At 70.2% G+C, this 25,754-nt stretch carries 17 protein-coding genes; 8 read left to right on the top strand and 9 right to left on the bottom strand.

The genetic code is table 11. The features are described 5' to 3' along the window. Positions 1–110: 110 nt before the first annotated feature. The 4 genes from BOX37_RS34310 to BOX37_RS24375 all read right to left on the bottom strand — a co-directional run bounded on the left by BOX37_RS34310 (position 111) and on the right by BOX37_RS24375 (position 3,463). Positions 111–266, bottom strand: coding sequence for a hypothetical protein (locus tag BOX37_RS34310; RefSeq protein ID WP_156910525.1), 156 nt, complete (start codon positions 264–266; stop codon positions 111–113). A 188-nt stretch (positions 267–454) separates the two neighbouring features. Beyond that, a complete protein-coding gene (locus BOX37_RS24385; RefSeq protein WP_071929667.1) occupies positions 455–2,200 on the bottom strand; it encodes an NTP transferase domain-containing protein in 1,746 nt (581 codons plus the stop codon). 176 nt (positions 2,201–2,376) lie between these two features. Further along, on the bottom strand, positions 2,377–2,667 hold the full coding sequence (locus BOX37_RS24380; protein WP_071929666.1) for an MGMT family protein: 291 nt from the start codon (positions 2,665–2,667) through the stop codon (positions 2,377–2,379). A 4-nt stretch (positions 2,668–2,671) separates the two neighbouring features. Beyond that, a complete protein-coding gene (locus BOX37_RS24375) occupies positions 2,672–3,463 on the bottom strand; it encodes an alpha/beta fold hydrolase (protein WP_071929665.1) in 792 nt (263 codons plus the stop codon). Between the two features lie 114 nt (positions 3,464–3,577). On the opposite strand from BOX37_RS24375, the gene BOX37_RS33455 reads away from it, so the two are divergent. From BOX37_RS33455 to nudC, 4 genes are all read left to right on the top strand, one after another. Beyond that, positions 3,578–7,360: an ATP-dependent helicase gene (locus tag BOX37_RS33455; RefSeq protein WP_084760998.1), complete on the top strand. Its 3,783-nt coding sequence runs from the start codon at positions 3,578–3,580 to the stop codon at positions 7,358–7,360. Continuing rightward, complete coding sequence (locus tag BOX37_RS24360; RefSeq protein WP_071929664.1) at positions 7,357–11,064, top strand: ATP-dependent helicase; 3,708 nt, start codon at positions 7,357–7,359, stop codon at positions 11,062–11,064. Before BOX37_RS33455 ends, BOX37_RS24360 begins: the two co-directional genes overlap by 4 nt. A gap of 198 nt (positions 11,065–11,262) precedes the next feature. Continuing rightward, positions 11,263–12,318 (top strand): potassium channel family protein, encoded by a 1,056-nt coding sequence (locus BOX37_RS24355; protein ID WP_071929663.1) that lies wholly within the window; start codon positions 11,263–11,265, stop codon positions 12,316–12,318. A gap of 41 nt (positions 12,319–12,359) precedes the next feature. Then, positions 12,360–13,253 (top strand): NAD(+) diphosphatase, encoded by an 894-nt coding sequence (gene nudC, locus BOX37_RS24350; RefSeq protein ID WP_071929662.1) that lies wholly within the window; start codon positions 12,360–12,362, stop codon positions 13,251–13,253. 20 nt (positions 13,254–13,273) lie between these two features. Here nudC and BOX37_RS24345 read toward each other — a convergent pair whose 3' ends face one another. Further along, a complete protein-coding gene (locus BOX37_RS24345) occupies positions 13,274–13,504 on the bottom strand; it encodes a mycoredoxin (protein WP_071929661.1) in 231 nt (76 codons plus the stop codon). 134 nt (positions 13,505–13,638) lie between these two features. Between BOX37_RS24345 and BOX37_RS24340 the strand changes: the two genes are divergently transcribed. Then, complete coding sequence (locus BOX37_RS24340; RefSeq protein ID WP_071929660.1) at positions 13,639–15,795, top strand: ATP-dependent DNA helicase UvrD2; 2,157 nt, start codon at positions 13,639–13,641, stop codon at positions 15,793–15,795. Positions 15,796–16,366: 571 nt separating this feature from the next. Continuing rightward, complete coding sequence (locus BOX37_RS24335; RefSeq protein WP_420811561.1) at positions 16,367–16,690, top strand: WhiB family transcriptional regulator; 324 nt, start codon at positions 16,367–16,369, stop codon at positions 16,688–16,690. Between the two features lie 215 nt (positions 16,691–16,905). On the opposite strand, the gene BOX37_RS24330 is transcribed toward BOX37_RS24335, so the two are convergent. From BOX37_RS24330 to BOX37_RS24320, 3 genes are all read right to left on the bottom strand, one after another. After that, a complete protein-coding gene (locus tag BOX37_RS24330; RefSeq protein ID WP_420811638.1) occupies positions 16,906–18,255 on the bottom strand; it encodes an ABC1 kinase family protein in 1,350 nt (449 codons plus the stop codon). Positions 18,256–18,305: 50 nt separating this feature from the next. Then, the gene (locus tag BOX37_RS24325) at positions 18,306–19,190 is read right to left on the bottom strand and encodes a TOMM precursor leader peptide-binding protein (RefSeq protein WP_071929658.1); all 885 of its coding nucleotides are present in this window, start codon (positions 19,188–19,190) and stop codon (positions 18,306–18,308) included. Positions 19,191–19,399: 209 nt separating this feature from the next. After that, the gene (locus tag BOX37_RS24320; RefSeq protein WP_071929657.1) at positions 19,400–20,815 is read right to left on the bottom strand and encodes a zinc-dependent metalloprotease; all 1,416 of its coding nucleotides are present in this window, start codon (positions 20,813–20,815) and stop codon (positions 19,400–19,402) included. 127 nt (positions 20,816–20,942) lie between these two features. Here BOX37_RS24320 and BOX37_RS24315 point away from each other — a divergent pair, with 127 nt between their 5' ends. Beyond that, entirely contained in the window at positions 20,943–21,968 is a 1,026-nt protein-coding gene (locus BOX37_RS24315) for a YlbL family protein (protein ID WP_084760050.1), read from the top strand. 9 nt (positions 21,969–21,977) lie between these two features. On the opposite strand, the gene BOX37_RS24310 is transcribed toward BOX37_RS24315, so the two are convergent. Beyond that, positions 21,978–22,556, bottom strand: a complete 579-nt coding sequence (locus tag BOX37_RS24310) for a PPA1309 family protein (RefSeq protein ID WP_071929656.1) — start codon at positions 22,554–22,556, stop codon at positions 21,978–21,980. Positions 22,557–22,714: 158 nt separating this feature from the next. Here BOX37_RS24310 and BOX37_RS24305 point away from each other — a divergent pair, with 158 nt between their 5' ends. Further along, the gene (locus BOX37_RS24305; protein WP_071931836.1) at positions 22,715–25,711 is read left to right on the top strand and encodes a UPF0182 family protein; all 2,997 of its coding nucleotides are present in this window, start codon (positions 22,715–22,717) and stop codon (positions 25,709–25,711) included. Positions 25,712–25,754 lie beyond the last annotated feature (43 nt).

The following is a 25,754-nucleotide window of genomic DNA, read 5'->3' as shown; positions in this document are numbered from 1 at the left end:
ACGGCTCGCCGGGGACGGGCCGAAACCGTGGCGAACGCGCTGCGGACAGTCGGGGCACAACGTGGACGAGCCGCCGGTAGGGGTACCGGCGGCTCGTCGACACGCGTGGATCAGTGATGGCCGGGTCGGCGTGGTTCGCGCCGATCGTCCTGGCCCGCTCGCGGCATTCCTGGCGATTCCTCGCCCTGCTGCTGCCGCTGTTCCTGTTGCTGGCGCGGCATCTGCTTGGGCATTTTCTTAGGCGTCTTCTTCGACTTGTCAGCCATCTCCACACGGTCCTTTCCGAGGGATAGTGATTCGCCTAACGCGCCAACGATAACCAGCGCGAATGCGCTCGGGAAGAGGGTCGGCGAAAATAATGTGCCGACCGGCCGCGCAACGGCGTGTCCACAATGATTCGATGAATTCGCGGGCAGGTTTTTCCCGAGCGTGAATTGTCGGAGAAATTGGCAATTCAGGCCGGTAGCGGCAGGAATTCGACGATGGTCGCGTCGGTGGCGTCGGCCGGGACGATCACCAGGCCGTCACGGTCGATGAGACCGGCCAGGTGGGCGGTGCGCACCACGGCGTCGCCGAGCCAGCCGCCCTCGGGGGCGTAGCGAGCCGGGGTGATCCGCTGGACCGGCCCCGCGATCTCGGCCGCGTTGTGCAGGGGGCCGAGGACGCGACGCGGTGCGGGCGCCGCGGTGCGTCCGGCGACGATGGCGGGGGTGAGGGCCAGGAGTACCGCGATCGCGGCGAAAGGGTTCCCCGGTAGTCCGAGAACTGTTGGGCTGGTGGGGAGTTCGGCGACGATTGTCGAACCTCCCGGACGCAGTGCGAGTCTGGGGACCAGGACGCGGGCTTCGGTGCGGGCCAGGGCGGTGCGCAACTGGTCGGCCGCCCCGCCACCGGTCGCGCCGACGACGACCAGCAGGTCGAAACCATCGGTGGCGGTGAGCATGTCGTCGAACCCGTGGGCGGAGTCGCGCAGGTGGACGGTGTCGAGGATCTGCACGCCGAGGCGGGTGAGCAGATCGGGCAGGACGGGGCCGATCGAGTCGCGGGTCTGGCCGGCCTGCAGGGGGCCGGTGCTGCGGATCTCGTCGCCGGTCATCACGATGCGGGCTCGCACCGGACCGCGGACCAGTCCCGCGGTGACCTCCACCGAGGCGGCGGCCGAGCGCAGCGCCGCGGTGACCGGCGTGCCCGCGGGGGCGATGAGGTCACCGACGCGGCGGTCCTCGCCGCTGCGGCGGACATCGCCGCGAATCGGAGTGTCGGGGCGGCGGGAGAGTTCGTCGCCGGTGATGGCGGCGAACTCGTCACGCAGGACCGAGGTGGTGCCGTCGGGGACGTGCGCGCCGGTGGCGATCCGCACCGCCTCGCCGGAGAGTAGGCCGGCCGGGCGCGCCCCGCCCGCGAAGCCGATGTCGCGCCGCAGCCGCCACGGGCCGTCACCGCGGACGGCGTAACCGTCCATGGCCGAGACGTCGAAGCGGGGCAGCGCGCCCGCGGCGTGGATCGGCGCGGCCAAGGCGGCACCGGTGACCTCGCCGAACTCGGCGTCGTGGGCTGCCAGCGGGGTGAGGCCGGAAACGATGAGTTCTCTTGCCTCGGTGAGGTTCAGGCGCGCGGCGGTGCGGTCGGCGGCCATCGTGACGCGGGCCGAGTGGACCTGTTCCTCGGTGTCGCAGTCGCTGGTGCCCGGTAGTTCGAGCACGGCGGTCTCGGTGGGCATGATCGCCTTCATCGGCTGATTGACCAGCGAATCCAATTGTCCCAGTGCGCTTTCGAGTGCGGCGCGACGCCAGATGCCGACCAGGTATTGTGGGCGTCCCGACGCGTCGATCGCGAACACCGCGTCCGCCGTGGATTCGGTGGCGTGCCGGGACAATTCGCCGACGGTGTCCTCGGTGAGGAACGGCAGGTCGGCGGCGAGCACCACGATCCACGGCGCCGCGTTCGGGCCGAGCGCGCGCAGACCGCTGCCGATCGCGGCTACCGGGCCAGACCCCGGCGGCACCTCGCGGACCTGCTCGATCCGGGCGTCCAGCTCTGGCCGACGCGGTCCGACGACCACGATTCGCGCGCAGTCACCCACCGCGGCCAGCGCCGCGTCGAGCATCGACCGACCCCCGACCATGATCGCGGGCTTGTCCACCCCGCCCATCCGGCTCGCTCGACCCCCCGCGAGCACGATCGCGTCGACGGTGGTCATCGGCTGATTCGGCGCACGGTAGCTGACACGAAAGTCATGCTAGTGGGACGTGACGCGGATGCTCGGGCACCCGGTCGGTACAGAGCCGGCGTTGCTCCTGGTGGCAGGGTTGATCACCAGACCCTCCGGAAAGCAGGGGCGGAGTCGAGACGTGTTTGCCGGTGCGATGTGGCAGGTCAGAGGCGGGCGGTGCGGAGGTCTACGCGGCCGTCGATGATCGGGACGCCTTCCTCGGTGAGGAGCCGGAGTTGGCGGGTGGCGAGGTGGGCGGCGGGGCGGCCCGAGGCGCCGAGGACGCGGTGCCAGGGGAGATCGGCGGAGTCGGTACGCATGATCCAGCCGACGGTGCGCGGGGAGGACAGCCCCGCGGCGGCGGCGATGTCGCCGTAGGTGGCGACGCGACCGGGCGGAATGGCGGCCACCAGCGCGCGGACCCGCTCGACCTGTTCCTCCGTGGTCGCCGCCATCGGCCTACAGCACCGCCGCGATCAGGGCGGCGGTCTCGGCCGGGCGGGCCTGGGCGACCATGTGGTCGCAGTCCCAGTCGTGGGCTGTGAACCGGTCGCCGAGGTGTTCGGCGAGCGCGGCGCGGAACTCGGCGGTCACGTACGGCGGCTGTACCTTGGCGGCCCGCACGAGCACGGTCGGCAGGTCGGCGGGCGGCAGGACGAACGGGCGCGCCAGCTGACCCCAGTAGGAGGTGATCGCGGGCTGGAAGATCCGCCAGCCGACCCGGCCGCCTTCGGTGGGTACGAGGTGCTCGGCGAGTTCGCGTTCCAGGATCGCGGGGTCCACCTCGCCAGGGCCCCACGCGCTGGCCTGCTTGTCGGACCTGGCTTCGGCGAGATCGGTGTAGTCGGGGGAGGCGAGATTGGCGATGGCGATCTGCTCGATCAGCTTCGCGTCGATGCCGATCGCGGGATCGAGCAGCACCAGTGCCCGCACCAGCTCCGGATTCCGCCGGGCGAGGTGGATGCCCGCGGCGCCGCCGAAGGAGTGTCCGGCCACCACGACCGGGCCCGCGGTCTCGGTGCGCAACAGCTCGGCCAGATCCTCGGCGATCGTCTCGAGATCCCACGGCGGCAGTGCGGGGGAACGGCCGTGTCCGCGCAGGTCGGGGGCGAGCACGTGGGCCTGCGGCAGGTGCTCGGTGGCGAGGTTCTCCCACCGGTTGCCGTGGCCGGTCAGACCGTGCAGGGCGAGGACGACGGGACCGTCGGCGGGGCCGAACCGGTGCACATGAAGCGACGACACACCTGTCATTGTGGCCGGTCGCGCGGGGTCGCGCAGCGCGCGGCCCGGTAGGGGAGCGCCGGGGTGTCGTACTGGTCTGTTGCAATAGCCGATGTGGTGCGATCGGATAGCTCGGTGCGACTCGTGCGCCGGACGACGCGGGCGCCCCGGCCGCGGGCCTGGGGCGCTGCTGTTCGCGCCCTGTTCGCCGAGCAGGCCCAGCCCGCGCCGCCTCGGCCCGGCTGGCTGCCCTGGCAGGTGCTCGGCGGGCCCGGCACCGGTAAGACCGCGCTGCTCGTCGACCTGGTCTGCGCGCGGGTGGCCGGCGGTGCCGACCCCGCCTCGGTCCTGGTCCTCACCCACACCAAGCACGCCGCCGCCGCGCTGCGCGACGCGATCACCCACCAGCTCGGTCCGCGCTCCGGTGGTATCCCCGGCGCGAGTCGCGAACCCATGGTGCGCACCCTGCACTCCTACGCGTTCTCGGTGCTGCGCCGTCATGCCGAGCTGCACGGCAACCCGCCTCCACGCCTGCTCACCGGCGCCGAACAGGACGCGGTGCTGCGCGAGATGCTGCGCGGCGACCTCGCCGACATCGAGGCGGGCGCGCGCGGCCTGTGGCCACCTCGACTACAGCCCGCGCTGGCGCTGGGCGGGTTCGCCGAACAACTGCGCGACCTGATGCTGCGCGCCACCGAACGCGGTCTCGGGCCCGAGGATCTGATGGCGCTCGGGCGCGAACACGACAACGACGCCTGGGTGGCGGCGGGCCGGTTCTTCCAGCGCTATGAAGAGGCATCGATGCTGCGCTGGTCGGTCGGTGTCACCGCGCCCGAGGCCACCGCGCCCGCGCTCGACGCCGCCGAACTCGTCGGTGCCGCCCTGGACGCGCTCGCCGGTGACCGCAACCTGCTCGCCGCCGAGCGCGACCGCATTCGCTACCTGCTGGTCGACGACGCCCAACACCTGGACCCGCAGGCCGCCATCCTGGTCCGCGCCATCGGCAGCGGCAGCGCGAGCGCCGTGATCACCGGCGACCCCGACCAGGCGGTGTTCACCTTCCGTGGCGCCGACACCCACTTCCTCACCGATCTCGACACGGTGCCGCAACGCCGGATCATCCTGCGCCACAACCACCGCGGTGGTGCGCCGATCCGCCTCACCACCGCTCGCATCGCCGCTCGGCTGCCCGGTAGTGCGCGTCATCGGGTGCTGCCAGGCCAGCAGAATCGTTCGCCGGAACCCGCCGAGGTGGTGGACTTCGCAGGTTCCCGCGGGGTGGGCGCGGTGCCGGCAATCTCTCCCGACGACGAGCATTCCCTGTTCGGCTCGGGCTCCGCGGCCTCCGATCGCGCAGCCGAGGGGCCCGGCGAACTCCGGTCGCCGTCCTCCGATCGCTCCGGCGACGAGTTGTCCACTGACGCAACCACTGCCGAGTCGAGTGATCGCGGTGACGAAGCGAGTGTGCGGGTTCGGGTGCTGTCGACACCGGCCAAAGAGGCGGCGCTGATCGCTGATCATCTGCGGCGGGCGCATCTCACCGACGGGGTGCCGTGGGCGGCGATGGCGGTGATCGTGCGGTCGGTGCCGTTGTCGTTGGCGCCGTTGCGGCGGGCGTTGCTGGCGGCCGGGGTGCCGGTGCGCAGGCCCGCGGTGGCCGAACCGCTGGCGCGGCGGCGGGGGGCGGCGTGGATGGTGCTCGCGCTGCGGGTGTTGCTGGCGGGGGATCCGTCGCGGCCGGGGTCGCGGCGGGCGATCGACGCGGTGTTCTCGCCGGATGATGCGATGGATCTGCTGGCCGGGCCGCTCGGTGGTGCCGATCAGATCGCCTTGCGCCGCCTGCGTCGCGGCGTGCGCCGCAGCGTGCTGGATCTGGAACGCACTGGTGCGCTGGCCGCCGCCGATCCGTCTGCCGACGGCACCGACCAGTTCCTGCTGTGGGGGGAGTCGCCGCCGGAAACGCTGGAGCTGGAACCGGAACCGATCCAGGACGAGTGGCTGCCTCCGGACCCGCTGCGCCCGGAGCCCGAACCCGATTGGGATGTCGCCGAACGCATCCCGGACGATGTCGAGCTCCTCGACACCGAGATACCCGCCGCGGCGGCGCTTGTCGCCGAACCGATGCGTTTCGAGCCGGAACCACCCGCGGTGCCGCTGATCGACCAGTCCTCGGCCGAGGTCCTGCGCGATCTGATCGTCGGCATCGGTGAGGACCGGCTGCTCGACGGGCTCACCGAGATCGAGGCCGCGCCACTGCGACGCGTGCTGCGCGCGGTGGAGAAGGCGCGTCAGACCCAGTCCAGAGGGCAGGGGCTCGAGGACGTGCTGTGGACGTTGTGGACGAGTTCCCGGCTGGAACGGCGCTGGTTCCGGCAGTCGCGGCGCGGGGGTGCGGCGGGAATGCAGGCCGATCGCGATCTCGACGCGGCGGTCGAATTGTTCGACGCCGCAGCGGGATATGTCGACCGGTTGCCGAAGGCGAGTATCGAGGGTTTCGTCGAGTACCTGCTGCACCAGCAGATTCCGCAGCAGGGCAGGCCGCTGACCGCCGAGGGCGAGGCGGTGTCGCTGCTCAGCGCGCACGCGGCGGCGGGCCGGGAATGGGATGTGGTGGCGGTGGCCGCCGTCCAGGAGGGCATCTGGCCCAACCCGCGCGCCAGGGGAACCCTGCTGCACACCGAGGAGCTCGTCGACCTGGTCGCCGGGGTCGATCCGGGAGCGACGACGAGCCGGGCCGCGCCGATCCTGGCCGAGGAACGCAGGCTGCTGCTCGTCGCCTGCAGCCGGGCGCGGCGCTCGCTGCTGGTCACCGCCGTGGAATCGGCCGCGGGTGACCAGGATCTGGTGCCCTCGCGATTCCTCACCGAACTGCTGGGCGACGACGACACCGGTGAACCGGGGGCACTGCCGGTCGCCGATCCCGGTCGCGCGCTGGTGATGCACGCGCTGGTCGCCGAATTGCGCGGTGTGGTCTGCGATCCCGGCACCGATCCGCGGCGGCGCGACCGGGCGGCGCGTCAGCTGGCCCGGCTCGCCGAGGCGGGCGTGCCCGGTACCGACCCCGGCGACTGGTACGGCACCGCCGCGCTCAGCTCGGAGCGGGAACTGTGGGACGACGACGATTCCCCGATCGGGCTGTCCCCGTCGACGGTCGAGCTGCTGCGCACCTGTCCGCTGCGCTGGGCGCTGGAACGGCACGGTGGCACCGACGGCGACAATCCGCATGCGGTGAAGGGCAATCTCGTGCACACGCTGGTGCAGGCGCTCGCGGGTGATGTGCCCGAGGCGCAGGTGCGCGCCGCGCTCGATCAAGCCTGGAAGACCGTCGATCCGGCCACCGGCTGGCATTCGCGCCAGGAACTGCGGCGCACCGAGACCATGCTGGAGACCTTTCTCGCGTGGGTGCGCACGACCCGCGGTGAACTCACCCAGGCCGGCGTCGAGGTGCCGGTGGACTGTGTGTTGCCGCCGCGATCCGAGGGTGCGCGCGGCGTGCGCATCCGAGGGCGGATCGACCGGCTCGAGCGGGATGCGCGGGGGCGGTTCGTGATCGTCGACGTGAAGACCGGCAAGACGCCGGTCGCCGCGAAGGCCGTCGACGACCACGCCCAGCTGGCGACCTACCAGGTGGCGGCCGCCCACGGCGCCCTCGACGAGGAAGCCGACGACGCGACGCCGGTGGCCGATCCCGGTGGGGCGCGACTGGTGTATGTCGCCAAGCCGCACAACAAGACCGGCGCCACCGAACGTGCCCAGACCCCGCTCGACGACGAAGGGCTCGAGCAGTGGCGCGAGACGATCCACGATGCCGCCGACGCGACCAAGGGGCCCGGCTATCTGGCCGTGCGTAACGACGGGTGCAGGCACTGTCCGGTCGCGGGCAGTTGCCCGGTGCGCGACACCGGACGGCAGGTGACCGACGAGTGAGCGGCGTGCGCGTCACCCCGCAACGGTTGGCCGACGCGCTCGGTCTGCCCCCACCGACCGATGAGCAGGCGGCCGTCATCGCGGCGCCGCCCGGACCGACCCTGGTGGTCGCGGGTGCGGGCGCGGGAAAGACCGAGACCATGGCCGCGCGTGTGGTGTGGATGGTGGCCAATCAGCTCGTCGCCCCCGACGAGGTCCTCGGCCTCACCTTCACGCGCAAGGCCGCCCAGCAGCTGACCGCCCGCATCCGCACCCGCCTCGCCCGGCTGGCCGGTGCGCCGCTGCTGCGCGAGGTCGACCCGAGCGGCGCGCTGCGGACGCTGATCGTGGGTGCCGAACCCGAGATCAGCACCTATCACTCCTACGCGGGCCGACTGCTCACCGCGCACGGGCTGCTACTGCCGGTCGAACCCTCGGCGGCGCTGCTCACCCAGACCCAGCTGTGGCAGCTCGCGCACGAGGTGGTGCGCTCCTGGGACGGCGACCTCGACACCGACCGCACCCCCGTCTCGGTGACCGAAGCGGTGCTCGCCCTGGCCGGACAGCTCGCCGAACACCTGGTGGAGCCCGAACAGCTGGCCGAGGCGCACGCCGAGCTGGAGAAACTGGTGTACACGCTGCCCGCCGGGCCACGTCAGCGTGGTGGGCCCAGCCAGGCCCTGCAGAACGTAGTGGCCGCGCAGCGCGAGCGTGTGGCGCTGCTACCCCTGGTCCACCAACTCGCCGAAGCCCTGAACCGCCGTGGCGCGCTGGATTTCGGCTCCCAGATGTCGCTGGCCGCCCGCCTGGCCGTCGACCACCCCGAAGTCGCCGCCGCCGAACGCGCCCGCTTCACGCTGGTCCTCCTCGACGAATACCAGGACACCGGCCACGCCCAACGCGTCCTGCTGTCGGCCTTGTTCGGCGACGCCGACGCGGTCCATCAGGCCGGCCCCCGCCCCCCGGTCCGGGTTCGAGTCACCGCGCCGACCACTCCGGCGTCTCAGGCGGACGCGCTCTGGGCGCTGGAGGAAGAACGACAATCGGGTTCTGCCGCGGAGTCGGAGCTCGTGCTGGGACATGGTGTTGCCGACCGTCGGGAGCGCACCGTCGGACATCGCGCCGGAGGTGGTGCGGTCGCGGGACGGTCCGACGATGCGGCGGCCGCCCGCGACGGTAGCCGGGGCGAGGAGCATGGTGGCGGCGACATGGGCGGCGGTGAACGCGCTGAAGCAGGCGGTGGTGCCACCGCGTTGGCAGTGACCGCGGTCGGCGATCCGATGCAGTCCATCTACGGATGGCGGGGGGCATCCGCGGCGAATCTGCCGCGCTTCGCCACCGATTTCCCGACCGCCCCAGGCGTTCCCGCGCCGATCTTGCCGCTGCTGACCAGCTGGCGGAATCCGCCGGAAGCGTTGGCACTGGCGAATCTGGTGGCCGATCCTCTGCGTCTGCGTGCACGGGCCGCGGGTGGTGCGACCGTGGACGCCTTGCGGGCGAAACCCGAGGCGCATGCCGGAGTCGTGGAGTTCGCGCTCACCGAGACCGTTGCGCAGGAGCGGGACTGGATCGCGGAGCGGATCGCGCGGGAGTGGGCGCTCGCGCGGGAAGAGGAGAATCCGCCGCCCACCTCCGCGGTGCTGATCCGGCGCAATGCCGATGCCGCGCCCCTGGCCGAGGCGCTGCGTGAGCAGGGGCTGCCGGTGGAGATCGTCGGGCTCGGTGGGCTGTTGGCGACGCCGGAGGTGGCCGATGTCGTCGCCACGTTGCGGCTGATCGCCGAACCGGGGACCGGTAGCGCCGCGGTGCGGATTCTCACCGGGGCGCGGTGGCGGATCGGGGTGGCGGATCTGGCGGCGCTGGCCAAGCGGGCGCGAATGCTGTCGATCGGGAGTGTGTCCGGGGACGCCTCGGCCGCGATCACCGACGCCGCGGGCCTGGCGAGTGCGCTACGGGAGGTCGCGCCCGAACCCACCGAGCGGGCGGGGCTGGCCGACGCCATCGCCGATCCCGGTGCGCCGGAACAGTATTCGGAGGCCGGATACGCGCGCATCGTCGCGCTGAGCGCGGAGCTGGCCGCACTGCGGGAACGCAGTGGTCAGCCGTTGGTCGAACTCGTCGCCGATGTCGAGCGCACCATCGGGGTCGGCGTGGAAACCCAGACTCGTCGGGCCATCGCGGGCGGCGGCGCCGGGCGCGAACACCTCGACGCCTTCGCCGAGGTGGTGGCCGGCTACGCGGCCGATTCCCGTGCTTCGCTGAGCGGTCTGCTCGCCTTCTTCACCGCCGCCGAATCCGTGGAGAACGGTTTGGAGCCAGGCGAAGTCGAGGTCGCGCGCGACCGCGTGCAGGTGCTCACCGTGCATGCCGCCAAGGGGCTGGAATGGGAGGTCGTCGCGGTCCCGCACGTGAGCGCGACGGTGTTCCCCTCGACCACCGCGCTGAGCACCTGGCTCGGCGCGCTCGCCGAACTGCCGACCACTCTGCGCGGCGACCGTGCCCAACCCGACGCCGCCGAGGGTGTTCCGGTGCTCGACCTCACCCACGTCGGCGATCGCGCCGAACTCGAACACGCGCTCGCCGAGCACAAGAACGCGCTCAAGAGCCGCAGGCTCGACGAGGAACGACGGCTGTTCTACGTGGCGCTCACCAGAACCGAACGGGTACTGCTGGTGTCGGCCTACCACTGGCCCGAGACCGGGACCTCGCCGAAGGGTCCGTCGGAATTCCTGCTCGAACTGAAGCAGGCGAACGAGGACCCCGGCAGCGACGCCTACGGCGTCGCCACCATCGCCCGCTGGGACGACACGCCGCCACCGGACGCCGTGAACCCCTTCGCCGACAATCCGCCGACCGCCCAGTGGCCTCGGGACCCGCTCGGTGGCCGTCGCGATCCCATCGAACAGGGTGCCGCGCTGGTTCGCGAGGCGCTCGAACAATTGCGCGGTGGCCCAGCCGATCCGGCTGCGGACGACGAGGACGAAGACCCCGAGGGCTGGGCGAACGACGTCGACGCCCTGCTCGCCGAGTTCACCGCCGCCGAACTCGCCGAACAGCAGGTGGAACTGCCCGGCCAGCTCCCCGCCACCGCCCTGGTCGAGCTGCGCGCCGATCCCACCCGCCTGGCCGCGCGTCTGCGCCGCCCGCTGCCGTACCCACCGAATCCGATGGCCCGGCGCGGCACCGCCTTCCACGCCTGGGTGCAGTCCTGGTTCGGCACCGACCGGCTGCTCGGCCTCGACGAACTGCCCGGCGCCGCCGACAGCACCGCCGAGCTGGGCCGCGCCGATCAGGAACTGGCCGCCATGCAGACGGCGTTCCGGCGCTCGCCGTGGGCACATCGCAACCCCATCGATGTCGAGGTCCCGTTCGAGACCACCATCGCCGGCACCGTGATTCGCGGCCGCATGGACGCCGTGTTCGCCGAACCCGGTGGCCGCTGGATCGTGGTCGACTGGAAGACCGGCGCCGAACCCGGCCCCGCCGACGAACCCGCCGTCGCCGTCCAGCTCGCCGTCTACCGCCTCGCCTGGGCCCGCCTGATGGCGGCCCACACCGGCGAACCCGAGGACCGGGTGCTGCGCAGAGTGGGCGCCGCCTTCCACTACATCCGCTCCGGTCGCACCATCGCCCCCACCGACCTGGCAGGTCCCGACGAGCTGGCCGACCTCATCCGTGACGCCGCCCCGGAAAACGAGGAAACGACACCACCGGATGTTCGATGAGCCGACACCACCCCAACCCGAAACGGCCGGTAACCTCAATGCGCCGACGGCACGAAGTCGACGGTCCCCACGGTTCTCGGCCGCCTCGATCCGAACTGACCTTCCGGGTGCGGCGAAGGAGTGCCCGCCGGGAGGGAGATCGAGGGAACAGGCCGAGAACCCGCGGCGCCAGCCGCCAGAACAACACAGGAGAGGGCGATGTTCGGTGACCCGCGTAGCCCGGTCGGGCTGAACACCAGGCCCGACTACTCGCTGGTCGGGCTGCTGCGGATCCCCGTGGTGCAAACCAGTCCGTGGATCTCACTCGCTCGCCGCGTCCTGTTCGCGACGGCGCTGTTGTTCACCGCGGCGACCGTGGTCTACATCGGCCGCGACGGATACAGCAACTCCACCGATGCCGAGTTGACCTACCTCGACGCGCTCTACTACGCCACGGTCTCGCTCTCGACCACCGGCTACGGCGACATCGCCCCGCTGACGCCGTCCGCGCGGCTGGCGAACACCATCATCATCACTCCCCTGCGCATTCTGTTCCTGATCGTGCTCGTCGGCACCACTCTCAGCGTGCTCACCGAACGGTCCCGGCAGGCGTTCAAGATTCAGCGATGGAGGCACACCGTGCGCAATCACACCGTCGTCGTCGGCTACGGCACCAAGGGACGCACCGCGATCGACGCCATGATCGGCGACGGAGTGAAGCAGTCCGACATCGTCGTCGTCGACACCGACCAACTCGCCCTGGAGGCCGCCGAGGCCGCCGGGCTGGTCACCGTGCACGGCTCGGCGACCAAGTCCGATGTGCTGCGACTGACCGGCGTGCAGCGCGCGGCCTCGGTGGTCGTGGCCACCAATCGCGACGATACCGCGGTGCTGGTGACCCTCACCGCGCGCGAACTCAACAAGTCGGCCAAGATCGTCGTCGCCATCCGGGAGTCGGAGAACACCCACCTGGTCCGGCAGTCCGGCGCCGATTCGGTGGTCGTTTCCTCGGAGACCGCGGGCAGACTGCTGGGCATCGCCACCACCACGCCGACAGTCGTGGAGATGATGGAGGACCTGCTCACCCCTGAGCAGGGCTTCGCCGTCGCCGAACGCGAGGTCGAGCCGGGCGAGATCGGCGGTTCGCCGCGGCATCTCCGGGAAATCGTCTTGGGAGTGGTGCGCGCCGGTGAACTGATCCGAGTCGGTGAACCCTCGGTCGACGCGCTCGAATCCGGCGACAAACTGCTCTACATCCGGCGCACCGGCAAGTGATCGGCGGTTCGCGCGCACAGTGGACCGGTTAGGCTCGGGAGGTGTCCTTCCGGCTGAAAGACGTACCGCTGCTGTCACGTTCCATCATCGATCGCGCCGAGCACGTCCGGCTCGATCCCGACGCCCTGCGCGAAGGGTGGAGCAAGGCGAAGATCCTGCGCGTCGACGCGCGCGGACGGGTCCGGGTCACCGAGAGCGGCGTCGTTCTCGATGCGGCGGTCACCATCGCCGAACAGCCTGGTGAGGGCGCGGTTTTCGTCGGTGTCGCCGAGGAGAGTCACCTGTGGGCGGTGCGAACTCCAGAGCTGGACGGCACGCTGAAGGACCTGCGCACGCTCGGCGGCGTCGACGATTTCACCGCCGATCTGCTCGCCACCGCGTACGCGCTGCTCAACTGGCACGACCGCGCCGGCTATCACGGCGGCGACGGCACCACGACCACCACCGCGCGCGGCGGTTGGTCGCGGCGGACAGCGACCGGTGACGAGGAGTTCCCGCGGATCGACCCCGCCGTGATCTGCCTGGTCCACGACGGCGCCGACCGGGTGCTGCTGGCCCGTCAGCAGGCGTGGCCCGCGACGATGTTCTCGCTGTTGGCCGGTTTCGTGGAGGCGGGCGAATCGCTCGAGCACTGCGTGGAGCGCGAGGTCCGCGAAGAGGTCGGCGTCGACCTGCGCGACATCCACTACCTCGGCAGCCAGCCCTGGCCGTTTCCGCGCTCGCTCATGCTCGGCTTCGCCGCTGTCGGCGACCCCTCCCAGGAACTGGTGTTCTCCGACGGCGAGATCGCCGAAGCGCACTGGTTCACCCGCGACGAGGTCCGCGCGGCCCTGCGACTAGGCGACTGGACTGCCCGGGAAACCGGCGCCCGACTCCTGGTCCCAGGATCCATTTCGATCGCGCGAACGATCATCGAATCCTGGGCTGAGTTGTAGGGGCAAGTCGTCGGCCCGGATCAGGCTTGGGCTGCCAGCGCCTTCTTGACCGCGGCCAGGGACGGGTTGGTGGCGGTGGAGCCGTCGCGGAACTTGATGGTCGGGACGACGTGGTTGCCGTTGTTGACACTGCCGACGAACTCGGCCGAAGCGGGGTCGTCCTCGATGTCGATCACCGTGTAGGTGATGCCCGCCTCGTCGAGCTGGGTCCTGAGACGGCGGCAGTAGCCGCACCAGGTGGTCGAGTACATCGTCAGATCAGGGGTTGCTTCAGTCACGCGTTGTGCAACGTCGCGAGGGCCCGTGGTGTTCCGCGCCCCGCCCGGTCACCGCGTGGGGCGGGTCCGGTGCGCGGGCGTGGGCGCGATTGTCGGGGGTCGCTGTCATGATGGTGCGCGTGCCAGCACTCGATCTCACCGCCCTCGACCCGGAACAGGCCGCCGCGGTGCGGGCACCACGGGGGCCGGTGTGTGTGCTCGCCGGTGCCGGGACCGGCAAGACCAGGACGATCACGCATCGGATCGCGCATCTGATCGCGGGCGGACACGTCAAGGCCGATCAGGTGCTCGCGGTGACGTTCACCGCGCGTGCGGCGGGGGAGATGCGCAATCGCCTGCGCTCGATGGGCCTCGGCGGCGAGGCCGGTCAGGTGCAGGCGCGCACCTTCCACGCCGCGGCCCTGCGGCAGCTGCGCTATTTCTGGCCGCAGGTCGTCGGTGACGTGCCGTGGCGATTGCTCGACAGCAAGTTCCCGGTGGTCGCCCAGGCGGCGAACCGCGCGGGCCTGGGCAACTCCACCGAACTGGTGCGCGACCTGCTCAGCGAGATCGAATGGTCCAAGGCCTCGCTGATCGCACCGGAGGACTATCCGGCCGCCGCCGCCAGGCATCACCGCGACGCGCCGGTCGATGTGGCCAGGGTCGCCCAGGTCTACGCGGGCTACGAATCGTTGAAGACCTCCGCCGACGGTCTACTGCTCGACTTCGACGACCTGCTGCTGCACACCGCCGCGGCGCTCGAGGACTATCCGGCCGTCGCCGACGAGTTCCGCGGTCGTTATCGCAGCTTCGTCGTCGACGAATATCAGGACGTCACACCCCTGCAGCAACGGGTGCTCGACGCGTGGCTGGGCGAGCGCGACGACCTCACTGTCGTCGGCGACGCCAACCAGACGATCTACTCCTTCACCGGCGCCACCCCCAACTACCTGCTCGACTTCTCCCGGCGCTTCCCCGACGCCACGGTGATCCGGCTCGAGCGCGACTACCGCTCGACCCCGCAGGTGGTCTCGCTGGCCAACCGGGTGATCGGCGCCGCGCGCGGCCGCATCGCGGGCACCCGGCTGGCACTGATCGGCCAGCGCGCGGACGGTCCGGAACCGGAGTTCGCCGAGTATCCCGATGTGCCCGCCGAGGCCGCCGCCGTCGCGGGCCGGATCAAGAAGCTGATCGCCGCGGGCACACCGGCCGCCGAGATCGCGGTGCTCTACCGGATCAACGCCCAATCCGAGCCGTTCGAGCAGGCGCTCAACGACCGCGACATCCCTTTCCAGGTGCGCGGCGGCGAGGGGTTCTTCCAGCGGCAGGAGGTCCGCCAGGCGGTACAGGCCCTGCGCCAAGCCGACGCGCGTGACGATCTACCCGACGAGTCGCGCAGCGGCGCCGAACTGATCACCCTGGTCAGGGCCGTGTTGGCGCCGGTCGGGCTCACCGCGGAGGAACCGGCGGGTGCGCAGGCCAAGGAGCGGTGGTCCTCGCTGCTCGCGCTGGTCCAGCTCACCGAGGAACTGGTCGGCCACGATGCCGAGATCGATCTCACCGGGCTGCTGCGCGAGCTCGCCATCCGGGCCGAGGCCAAGCATCCGCCGACCGTCGACGGCGTCACCCTGGCCTCGCTGCACGCGGCCAAAGGGCTGGAATGGGACGCGGTGTTCCTGGTCGGCGTCAGCGACGGCACCCTGCCCATTCAGCACGTGCTCGGCGATGACGGCAGTCCATCGGACCAGGCGGGGCTGGAAGAGGAGCGCCGGTTGCTCTACGTCGGCGTCACCAGGGCGCGCGAACACCTCGCGGTGTCCTGGTCGCTGGCCAGGACCGAGGGCGGTCGACGCGTGCGCAGACGTTCGCGCTTCCTCAACGGCCTGGTTCCCGACGACTCGCCCGCCTCCCGGATCGCCGCCACCGCGACCGGCCCCAAGGACGCCGACGGCAAGCGCCCGCTGTGCCGGGTGTGCGCGAAACCGCTGATCGGCACCTATGCGACCATGCTCGGCCGCTGTCGCCGCTGTCCCGGTGAGCACGACCCGGCTCTGCTCGAGGCACTGCAGGAATGGCGGGCCGAGAAGGCCGAGGTGCTGCGGGTGCGCGACTTCGTCGTCTTCACCGACACCACCCTCACCGCCATCGCCGAGCAGTTGCCCGCCGACGACACGGCGCTGGCGGCCATCGCGGGCGTCGGTCCGAAGAAGATCGAACAGTACGGCGCCGACGTGCTCGCCATCGTCGCGTCTCGGATGCGGGCCACGACACAAAACCGCAGGTAGAAAATAGGTTGTTCGGTTCTCGATCATTGCCTATGGTGGAGAACACGCACCGAGAGTGATCTCGGTGCGCGGTAATTGTCAGCACACGAGTTCAGGAGGGAGGCAGTCAGATGAACAGCAACACCACGTTCGACGCGGGCAATCGCGTCCTGGTGAACGAATTCATGGTGTCCGCCTCCCGGGGGGTCCTCGCTCTGCAGGGGACCGGTCTGTCCGGCGTCGATACCACCGCTGTGCCGATGACTGTCATGCATCAGCACACCCCGATTCGTCTCCAGGACAAGCCCAGCGTGGGTTGGCAGCCGGCCGCCGTTTCGGCACCGGCAGCACCCGCCGAGGAAGCCGGATACGCACCGGCTTTCGTCGGCGCAACCCGCCTCCGCGTCCACCCAGCGACCGTGAACAGGTCTCGACACAGATGTCGAACTAGGTAGGGAACACTCCCCGACCTCCTGGCCACGGATCGCGAGAAGCGAATTCCGTGGCCATTGTTATTTCGGCTCCTCAGCCGTTGGCACCGGGTTCGCACACGAACACCACGACCGCTGCAAACGAGCTGAAGGAGAACGACGTGTTCACCGCCCAGGACTGGCCGTCGGCCACTACTGACGTGACATGCCGAACCGTGGCGCAGAGCCCTCGCGTCCGTGAGGTCACCAGGACCCTGCCCTGCCGGGCCGGAAACCCCGATCTGTGGTTCGCCGAGAGCCCCACCGATCTCGAGCAGGCCAAGCAGTTGTGCGCTGCCTGCCCGATCCGCAAGGGCTGCCTGACCGCGGCCATCGACCGCGCCGAGCCGTGGGGTGTGTGGGGCGGTGAGATCTTCGACCAGGGTGTCGTGATCGCCCGCAAGCGCCCCCGTGGTCGTCCGCGCAAGGTCGCGATCTCGGCATGAACCCGGGAAAAGGGTTGTACCGCAAGCGAACCGCTCACCGCGTTCTGGTGGGCGGTTCGCTTGTCGTTTCCGCGCGTCGCGTGTGACGGTGTGGTCGTCGGCGACGGCCAGGTGGTGGTGTCCGGGGTGTACGCCCACCATCGGTGTTGCGGCCGTCTGGCAGGAGTAGGTGCCGTCGGTGGCCTGGACGAGTGGAGCCGGTGCGGTCGGTCCGCCTAGGAGGCGCGTTCGGTGCGGAAGCCGGGGACCCAGGTGCGGACCAAGCTCATGAAGCCCAGTTCGGCGTCGAGTTGGGCCAGGATGCCGACCGAGCCGCCGAGGACGCGGAAGATCATCAGGTATTCGGCCGGAAGTTGCAGGGCGCGGGCGGTTTTCATCTCCGGGCTGGAGAACTCCGAGGCGGTGCCCGCGACCCGCTGCATCCAGGTGCGGGTGAAGTGGAAGGTGTCGGTGCGGATGGGGTCGCTGAAGGGGAGGAGGTAGGCCTCGATCTCCTCGTGGGTGACCGTGCGGCCCGGGATGACCCAGTTGTGTTCGTAGAGCAACTCGGTGAGCGCGGCGTGGTCCTCGGCGACGGCGAGAGCGAGCATCCGGCCGAGGACCTCGGGGAAACCGTCGGGCATCGGCGCGCAGGCGCCGAAGTCGAGCACGGCCAGTTTGCCGTCGGCCTGCACCAGGAAATTGCCGGGGTGCGGGTCGCTGTGCAGCAGGCCGACCAGCTCGGGAGAGCAGAAGTGGAAGGTGCCCATCAGCTCGGCGATCCGATTGCGCTGGGCTCGGGTGCCCTCGGGGTCCTCGGCGCCCGCCTTGATCAGCGCCGAGACCGGGGTGCCCTCGAGCCATTCGGTGACGATCACCTTCGGTGCACCGGCCACCACCTTCGGCACGGTGATCTGCGGATGCCCGTCGAACGCCGCGGCGAAACGGCGCTGATTGGCGGCCTCGATGCGGTAGTCGAGCTCCTCCTCGGTGCGTTCGGTGATCTCGGCCAGCAGCGGCTTCACATCGGCGCCGGGAATCACCGACGACAGCAGTCCGGTCATCCGCGACAGCGTCTTCAAGTCGGCCCGCAGGGCCTCGTCGGCACCCGGGTACTGGACCTTCACCGCCACCGCGCGCCCGTCCGACCACACCGCCCGGTGCACCTGGCCGATACTGGCCGAGGCGGCGGGGGTGTCGTCGAAGGACTCGAAGCGCTCGCGCCACTTGGTGCCGAGCTGCTGGTCGAGCACCCGGTGCACGGTCTCGGCGGGCATCGGCGGTGCGGCGGCCTGCAGCTTGGTCAGCGCCTCGCGGTAGTGCTCGCCGAACTCCTCCGGGACGGCGGCCTCCATCACACTCAGGGCCTGGCCGAACTTCATCGCCCCGCCCTTGAGCTCGCCGAGCACGGTGAACAACTGCTCGGCGGCCTTCTGGTTCAGCGTCGCGTTGATCTCCTGCTTGTCACCACCGACGAGCTTCTTGCCGAACCCGACGGCGGCTCGACCCGCGATGCCGAGTGGAATTTTGGCCAACTTGGCATTGCGGCTGGAACTGCGGCGCACGATCTCGGACACGTTACCCATCATGGCCGAATCAGGGGCCTGTGTGCCATGGGAATGCTCACACCGGGCGCTCATCCGGCCGCCTCCGAGGTCTGCGAGGCCCGCGGAGTCAGCGTGCGGCACCCGCACTCCGGGTGTGGCGGCCAGGGTCGCCGCTGCACCTGATGGGTGTCGAGGTCCAATTCCACGGTGGCGTCGAGCGTGCCGGGGCGCCGGCGCGGGGAGCACGCGACGATCGCCTCCAACTCGCCCATGGCCAGCGCCGCCGTGGCCGCGACACCCGCCGGGGACGCGTGCCCGGTGCGTCCGAGCAGCTGTGCCGCCAGGTGTGGCCAGTCGGCGTCGAATCCGGCGCGGGTCAGGTCGGCACAGCGCAGACAGCTGGTCTCGCCCGGCAGGACGAGGGGCCCGACCACCCCCACACCGTCACGCACCCGGACGGGTAGATGCGGAATCCGGCGCAACACCAGGTCCACCGAGAGTCGTGGATCGATCATCAGCGCGTCGGCGAGCACGATCAGATCGCACTTCGTGGCGGCCACCAGCGCATCCCGGCGATGCGGACGGGAACGCGCGGGCCGAAGGCCCATGCGTCGCAGGCCGATCGACACCGCGTCCGAGAGCGGGCCGAGGCCGTGCACCGTGATCGCCCGGATCCGGCCGTGCCCGCGTTCGGGTTCGAGCAGCAGGCCCGCCGCCTCGATCGCGGCGAGCAGGGTGCCGGTGCGCTCGGGAGTGATCCCGAATTCGCCCGCCCGCCAGATGATCTGCGGTCGCGACTGTAGTCCGTCGAGCAGCCGCAGGAACGCGAGCACCGTGCGCGTGTCGAGTTCGTGGGTTTCGAGCAGGAGCGCGCGTTCGGGGTCCCAGCCCAGCTGGACCGTGCCCGACGGGCGAACCAAGGTGATCACCCGCGGATGGAGCATCGGGCCGCGGAGCGGCGTCGTGGTCGTCATGCCTGAAGTATCGGCAGTGAGTGCTACCGGGACGTCCGCCGAAAGGCTGGTTGTCCACAGGCTTTCGGCGTGTCGGCGAGGTGAGGTCGAACTGTGAACAGCCGGTGTACCGCCCGTCGTCGCCACATTCCTTGCCGGGATTCGAGCCGTGTCGGCGTGTCGCGCACCACGAACCGCGATTTCTCGCGGACCGGGGTGGACAGGCTGGATCAGGGGCGGTCGGTGCCGCTGTCCGGGTCGGTATCGGAGTCGGAATCCGACGTGCCGCGCTCGTCGCGTTCGCGGGCCTCGGTCTCGGCGAGTTGGGCCATCGGATCGTCGAAAGCGCCGGTGCCACCGCCGATCACGGAGTCGATGAACCCGGCGGGGGAGTCGAGGTCGCTGGAATCGGGCAGCAGGTCCGGGTGCGCCCAGATGCCGTCGCGCCGGTCCATCCCCGCGTCGGTGCTCAGTCGCCGCCACAGTGCCGAGGCTTCGCGGACCTTGCGCGGCCGCAGTTCCAGACCGACCAGGGTCGCGAAGGTCTGCTCGGCCGGTCCGCCGGTCGCGCGGCGGCGGCGCAGCGTCTCCGACAGCGCGCTGGCGCCGGGCAGCCGCTCGCCGACAGCATCGCTGACCACGACGTCGACCCAGCCCTCGATCAGCGCGAGCAGGGTCTCGAGCCGCTCGAGCGCGGCCTTCTGCTCGGGCGTGGTCTGCGGTTCGAAGGTGCCCTGCGAGAGCAGTTCCTCCAGCTTGGACGGATCGCTCAGCGACATCGGGTCGATGTTCTGCGCGGCTTCCTCCAGCGCGGAGAAGTCCATCTTGATCCCGCGAGCGTAATCCTCGACCGCGCCGAGCACCTGCTGCCGCAGCCACGGGACGTGCGCGAACAGGCGCTGGTGGGCGGCCTCACGGGCCGCGAGGAACACCATGATCTCGCTCTCGGGCTGCTCGAGTCCCTCGCTGAAGGCCGAGATGGCGGTCGGCAGCAGCGCGGCGGTACCGGCCGGGCCCAGTGGCAGACCGATATCGGTGGAGGTCAGGACCTCTTTGGCCAGCTGTCCGAGCGCCTGGCCGAGCTGGGAACCGAAGGCGAGTCCGCCCATCTGCCCGAGCATGCCGACCATCGGCCCGGCGAACTGCTTGGCCTCCTCGGGCAACTGCGCGGTCCACATGCCCGAGATCTGCTCGGCCACCGGATCACAGAGCCGCTTCCAGGTGGGCAGGGTCTCTTCGATCCAGTCGTTGGGAGTCCAGGCGACCGTCCTGGTGGCGCCGGCGGGCAGCACGGTGGCGCCATCGAGCCACAGTTCGGCCAGGTGCGCGGCATCGGTCACCGCGGTGGTCGTACGCGCCGTGATCGGGGCGACCGTCGCGCCGAGCTGCTGGCGGGCCAGCCGCTTGGCCACGTCATAGTTGACCGGGCCCGCCTGCGCGCCGCCCGGACCCATGCCCTGACCCATCCCACTGATCATCTGCCCGAGCTGAGTCAGCATCTGACCGAGCTGCGAGGGATCGAAACCGCCCGCGCCGCCCGTTCCGAAACCGAACGGATCGGTTCCGCCGGGTCCGTTCGCCTCGTCGCGACGCTTGCCGGACTCGTCGTCGTCGCGGTTCGAGAAGCCGAAGGGGAGATCGCTCATACCTCTTACGTTACGCGGGACCGCCGGGTCGACGGTGTTCGCGCATCGCGAAATCGCCGACAGCACGCGCGGCGCAAATGCGTGCCACTGCGGTCGGTCACGGCACCTGATCACTACTGTGGTCCGAGTGAATCGTCGGATCCTCACCCTGATCGTCGCCCTGGTTCCCGTGCTCGTGCTCGGCGTGGTCGGCAGCGTGGTCACTGTGCCGTTCGTCGCGCTCGGGCCCGGCCCGACCTTCGACACCCTCGGTCAGGTCGATGGCAAGGAGGTGGTCGATGTCACCGGAGCGCCGGTGGATCCGACGACCGGACAGCTCAACATGACCACCGTGTCGGTGCGCGACGGGCTGAATCTGTTCGAGGCTTTCGGGTTCTGGGTCAGCGGCGAGCACGGCCTCGTGCCGCGCGCCGAGGTGTACCCGCCCGGCGTGTCGCGCGAGGAGGTCGACAAGTCCAATCAGCAGGAATTCAAGGACTCCGAGAGCGACGCCGAGGTCGCCGCGCTGCACTTCCTGAAGCTGCCGACCGTGGTGCTGGTCCGCGGCCTCGGGGACGAGGGCCCGGCCAAGGACGTCCTGGCCGAGGGCGACGAGCTGATCAGCATCGATGGCACGCCGATCACCACGCCCAAGGACGTCGTCGACCTCGTGGCCACCAAGAGCCCCGGTACCACCATCTCGGTCGGCTACCGCCGCGGGGACGCCGAGCAGACCGCCCCGATCACCCTCGCCGCCCGCCCGGACGACCCGGCCAAGGGCTACCTCGGCCTCACCCCGGGCGAGGGCGGCCGACCGCCGCTGCAGGTCGAGTTCAACCTCGCCGACATCGGCGGACCGTCGGCCGGGCTGATGTTCAGCCTCGCGCTGATCGACAAGCTCTCGCCCGGCGAACTCAACGGCGGCCGGTTCGTCGCCGGTACCGGCACCATCGACCAGGAGGGCAAGGTCGGCCCGATCGGCGGCATCCAGTACAAGATGATCGCCGCGCGCGAGGCGGGCGCGGAGACCTTCCTGGTCCCCGCGGACAACTGCAACGAGGCCCGTCAGCGCGCGCCGGAGGGCCTGCGGTTGGTGAAGGTCGACACCCTCGACAGCGCCATCACCGCGCTGGCCGACATCGACGCCGGCCGCGAGGCTGTCAGCTGCGGCTGATCACTCCAGTCACTCCAGCGTGTGGTGCAGGGCCTCGACCAGGCCGGGCGCCAGGTTGGGGTAGGTGCGCAGGTCCAGCTCACCGAAACCGTCGTCGTCCTCGGGCCGGATCTGCAGCAGGCACAGCGACGTGCCGTGGCGCAGCACGCCCGCGATGAGCCGGGCGTCGCGGCGGCCGGGGTGGGCATGGGCCGCCGCGCGCCCGGCCGCGTCGGCGGCATCGTCGTCGGCGAGCAACGGAACCAGGGCCTCGTCCAGATCGCTCTCGGCGTCGGGCGGCAGCACCACGATCTCCTGGACCAGTACGCACCCCTGCACCGCGGGCGGCCAGGTGGTGGTGGCGAGGAACTCGTCCATCGCCATCGAACCCCCCGCGATGTCGTCGGGGAAGGCGTCCTGGGCGATGGGGGTGAGTTCGCTGCCGTCGTCGAGTTGATCGAGCAGACCGGGTTCGGCCGCGACCAGGTCGGCGGTCGGAACCAACGCGAACATCTGTGGCGGATTGCCCCACCCGTCGGCGTCGGCGAACTCGACGACCTCGCGCACACAGCGGGCGAGGACGACTTCGGCGTGCTGGTCATCGGTCACCCCTCCATCCAATCATTTTCGGCCCCGCCGCTTGCGCAGTGTCCGATTTCCGTAGAGTGGGCGCCAACGGTCCGATTCCGGACCTACCGCAACATTCGACTGCGGTCGTTGCGCCGATCACCGGCGTGGTTGCCGCTGGACTCTGGGAGAGTGGCACCGTGGGCATGCGGCCCCCCACCGGCTTACCTTCGTTGTCCCGACGCAGCCGTGTGCTGCTGGTGGCATCAGTCGTCCTCGCGGCGCTGTTGCTGCTCGGGCCCCGATTCACCGACGCGTACACGAACTGGTTGTGGTTCGGCGAGGTCGGTTACCGCAGTGTGTATCTGGGAGTGTTGCGCACGCGGCTGATCCTGTTCGTCGTCGTGGCGCTGTTCATCGGCCTGGTCGTGTGGGCGGCGCTGCTGCTGGCCTACCGGTCGCGGCCGGTGTTCGTGCCCGTCGCCGGGCCCAACGATCCGATCGCGCGCTATCGCACCACCGTGATGAGCAAGCTGCGCGTGTTCGGCATCGGTATCCCGGTGCTGCTGGGCCTGCTGTCCGGGCTCGTCGCGCAGTCGAATTGGGCGACTCTGCAGATGTTCCTGCACGGCGGTGAGTTCGGCGAGAGGGACCCGCAGTTCAACCTCGACGTCGGCTTCTACGCCTTCGACCTGCCGTTCTACCGGATGGTGCTGACCTGGCTGTTCGTCGCCGTGGTGATCGCGTTCTTCGCGAACATGGTGACCCACTACGTATTCGGCGGCCTGCGCCTCGCCGGGCGCGAGGGCACACTGACCCGGGCCGCCCGTGTTCAGCTCGCGATCTTGGCCGGTGTCTTCGTGCTGCTCAAGGCGGTGGCCTACTGGTTCGACCGGTACGACCTGCTGTCGAGCACCCGCAAGGAGCCCACCTTCGGCGGTCCGTCGTTCACCGACATCAACGCGGTGCTGCCGGCCAAGCTGATCCTGCTCGCGATCGCGGTGATCTGCGCTGTCGCGTTCTTCGCCGGGATCGTGTTGCGCGATCTGCGGGTGCCCGCGATGGCGGCGGCGCTGCTGGTGCTGTCGTCGATCCTGGTCGGCGCGGTGTGGCCGATGGTGGTCGAGCAGTTCTCGGTGCGTCCCAACGCCGCCGAGAAGGAGAGTCCATACATCGAACGCAACATCCTGGCGACCCGACAGGCGTTCGGGATAACCGACGACAAGGTCGAATACGAGCCCTACAAGGGCGAGAGCAGCAAGAGCCCGCTCGACGTGCCCGCGGACGCGGCCACCATCGGCAATGCCCGACTGCTCGACCCGAACATCCTCTCGGCCACGTTCACCCAGCTCCAGCAGCGCAAGAACTTCTACGGCTTCCCCGAGGCCCTCGACATCGACCGCTACAACCTCAACGGCGATGTCCAGGACTACATCGTCGCCGCGCGTGAGCTGCAGCCGGCCGCGCTCTCGGGCAACCAGCGGGACTGGATCAACCAGCACACCGTCTACACCCACGGCAACGGCTTCGTCGCCGCGCCCGCCAACCGGGTGAACAAGCCGCAGTCCGACGCGCAGAGCGCCGCGGGCGGCAGTGACTCGGGTTATCCGCTGTTCATGGTGAGCGATCTGTTCACCGACATCGACGACCAGCAGATCAAGGTCGAGCAGCCGCGCATCTACTTCGGTGAGCTGATCGCGCAGACCGATCCCGACTACGCGATCGTCGGCACCGCCGAGGGCCAGGCGCCGCGCGAATACGACTCCGACACCGCGCAGTACACCTACAGCGGCAGCGGCGGTGTGCCGATCGGCAACTGGTTCAACCGGTTGGCCTTCGCGGCCAAGTACGCCGAGCGCAACATCCTGTTCTCCTCGGCGATCAGCGCGGACTCCAAGATCCTGTTCAACCGTGGCCCGCGCGACCGGGTGCAGAAGGTCGCGCCCTGGCTGACCGCCGATGGCAACGCCTACCCGGCGGTCGTCGACCAGCGGATCGTCTGGATCGTCGATGCCTACACCACGCTGGAGAAGTACCCCTACGCGCAGCGGACCTCGCTCGACGGCGCGGTCGAGGACAGCATCGATCAGCGGACCGGCCGGGTGATCCCCCGCAAGGAGGTCAGCTACATCCGTAACTCGGTGAAGGCCACCGTCGACGCCTACGACGGCACCGTCACCCTGTACGAGACCGACACCACCGACCCGGTGCTCAAGGCCTGGCGCGGGGTTTTCCCGGACGCGGTGAAGGACGAGAGCGAGATCTCCGACGAGCTGCGGTCGCACTTCCGCTACCCGGAGGACCTGTTCAAGGTGCAGCGCGACATGCTCACCAAGTACCACGTGGACAACCCGCGTGAGTTCTTCACCAACAACGCGTTCTGGTCGGTGCCCAGCGATCCGACGATCGAGGGCGGCACGTTCAATCAGCCGCCGTACTACGTGCTGCTGGGTGATCCGGAGACGAACGAGCCGGTGTTCAACCTGACCTCGGCGATGGTCGGCTACAACAGGCAGTTCCTCTCCGCCTACATCTCGGTGCGCTCCGACCCGGACGGGTACGGCAAGTTCACCGTGAAGCAGCTGCCGGTCGAGACGCAGACACAGGGTCCGCAGCAGACCCAGAACTCGATGACCACCGCCGACGCGGTGTCCCGCGAGAAAACCCTGCTCTCGAACTCGAACAAGATCCGCTACGGCAATCTGCTCACCCTGCCGGTGGCCGATGGCGGCATCCTCTACGTCGAGCCGTTCTACAACGAGCGCAACACGGGTTCCTCGACGTTCCCGCAGCTGCTGCGTGTGCTGGTGAGTTACCGCGACGCCGCGGGCAGTGTGAAGGTCGGCTACGCGCCGACCCTGGCCGAAGCGCTCAACCAGGTGATTCCGGGTGCGGGTGCGCTGGCGACGCCGTCCGGTGGGAATCCGGCGGTGAAACCGGAGCCAGGCGGCGGACCTACTCCGCCGGTGGATCAGGGCGCTGCCACGACCACTCCGCCGGACGACGGGACCGGTCGGCCGGGAGTGACGCCGCCACCGACCGGTGGGACCGGCCAGGATGCGGCGGCCGCTGAGCTCGACCGCAAGATCGAGGCGGTGCGCACGGCGATGCAGTCGGGCAACTTCACCGAATTCGGTAGGGCGCTCGACGAACTGGACGCCGCGGTGAAGGCGTACCAGGACGCGGGCGGCCGGTAACCCGGACACCCGAGGACAACACGAAAGGCCCCGCCGGTCGGCG

The organism is Nocardia mangyaensis, assembly GCF_001886715.1.
Classification (GTDB): Bacteria; Actinomycetota; Actinomycetes; order Mycobacteriales; family Mycobacteriaceae; genus Nocardia; species Nocardia mangyaensis.
The sequence above is the reverse complement of the archived record's forward strand: the minus strand, read 5'-3'. Positions and strand labels throughout refer to the sequence as shown.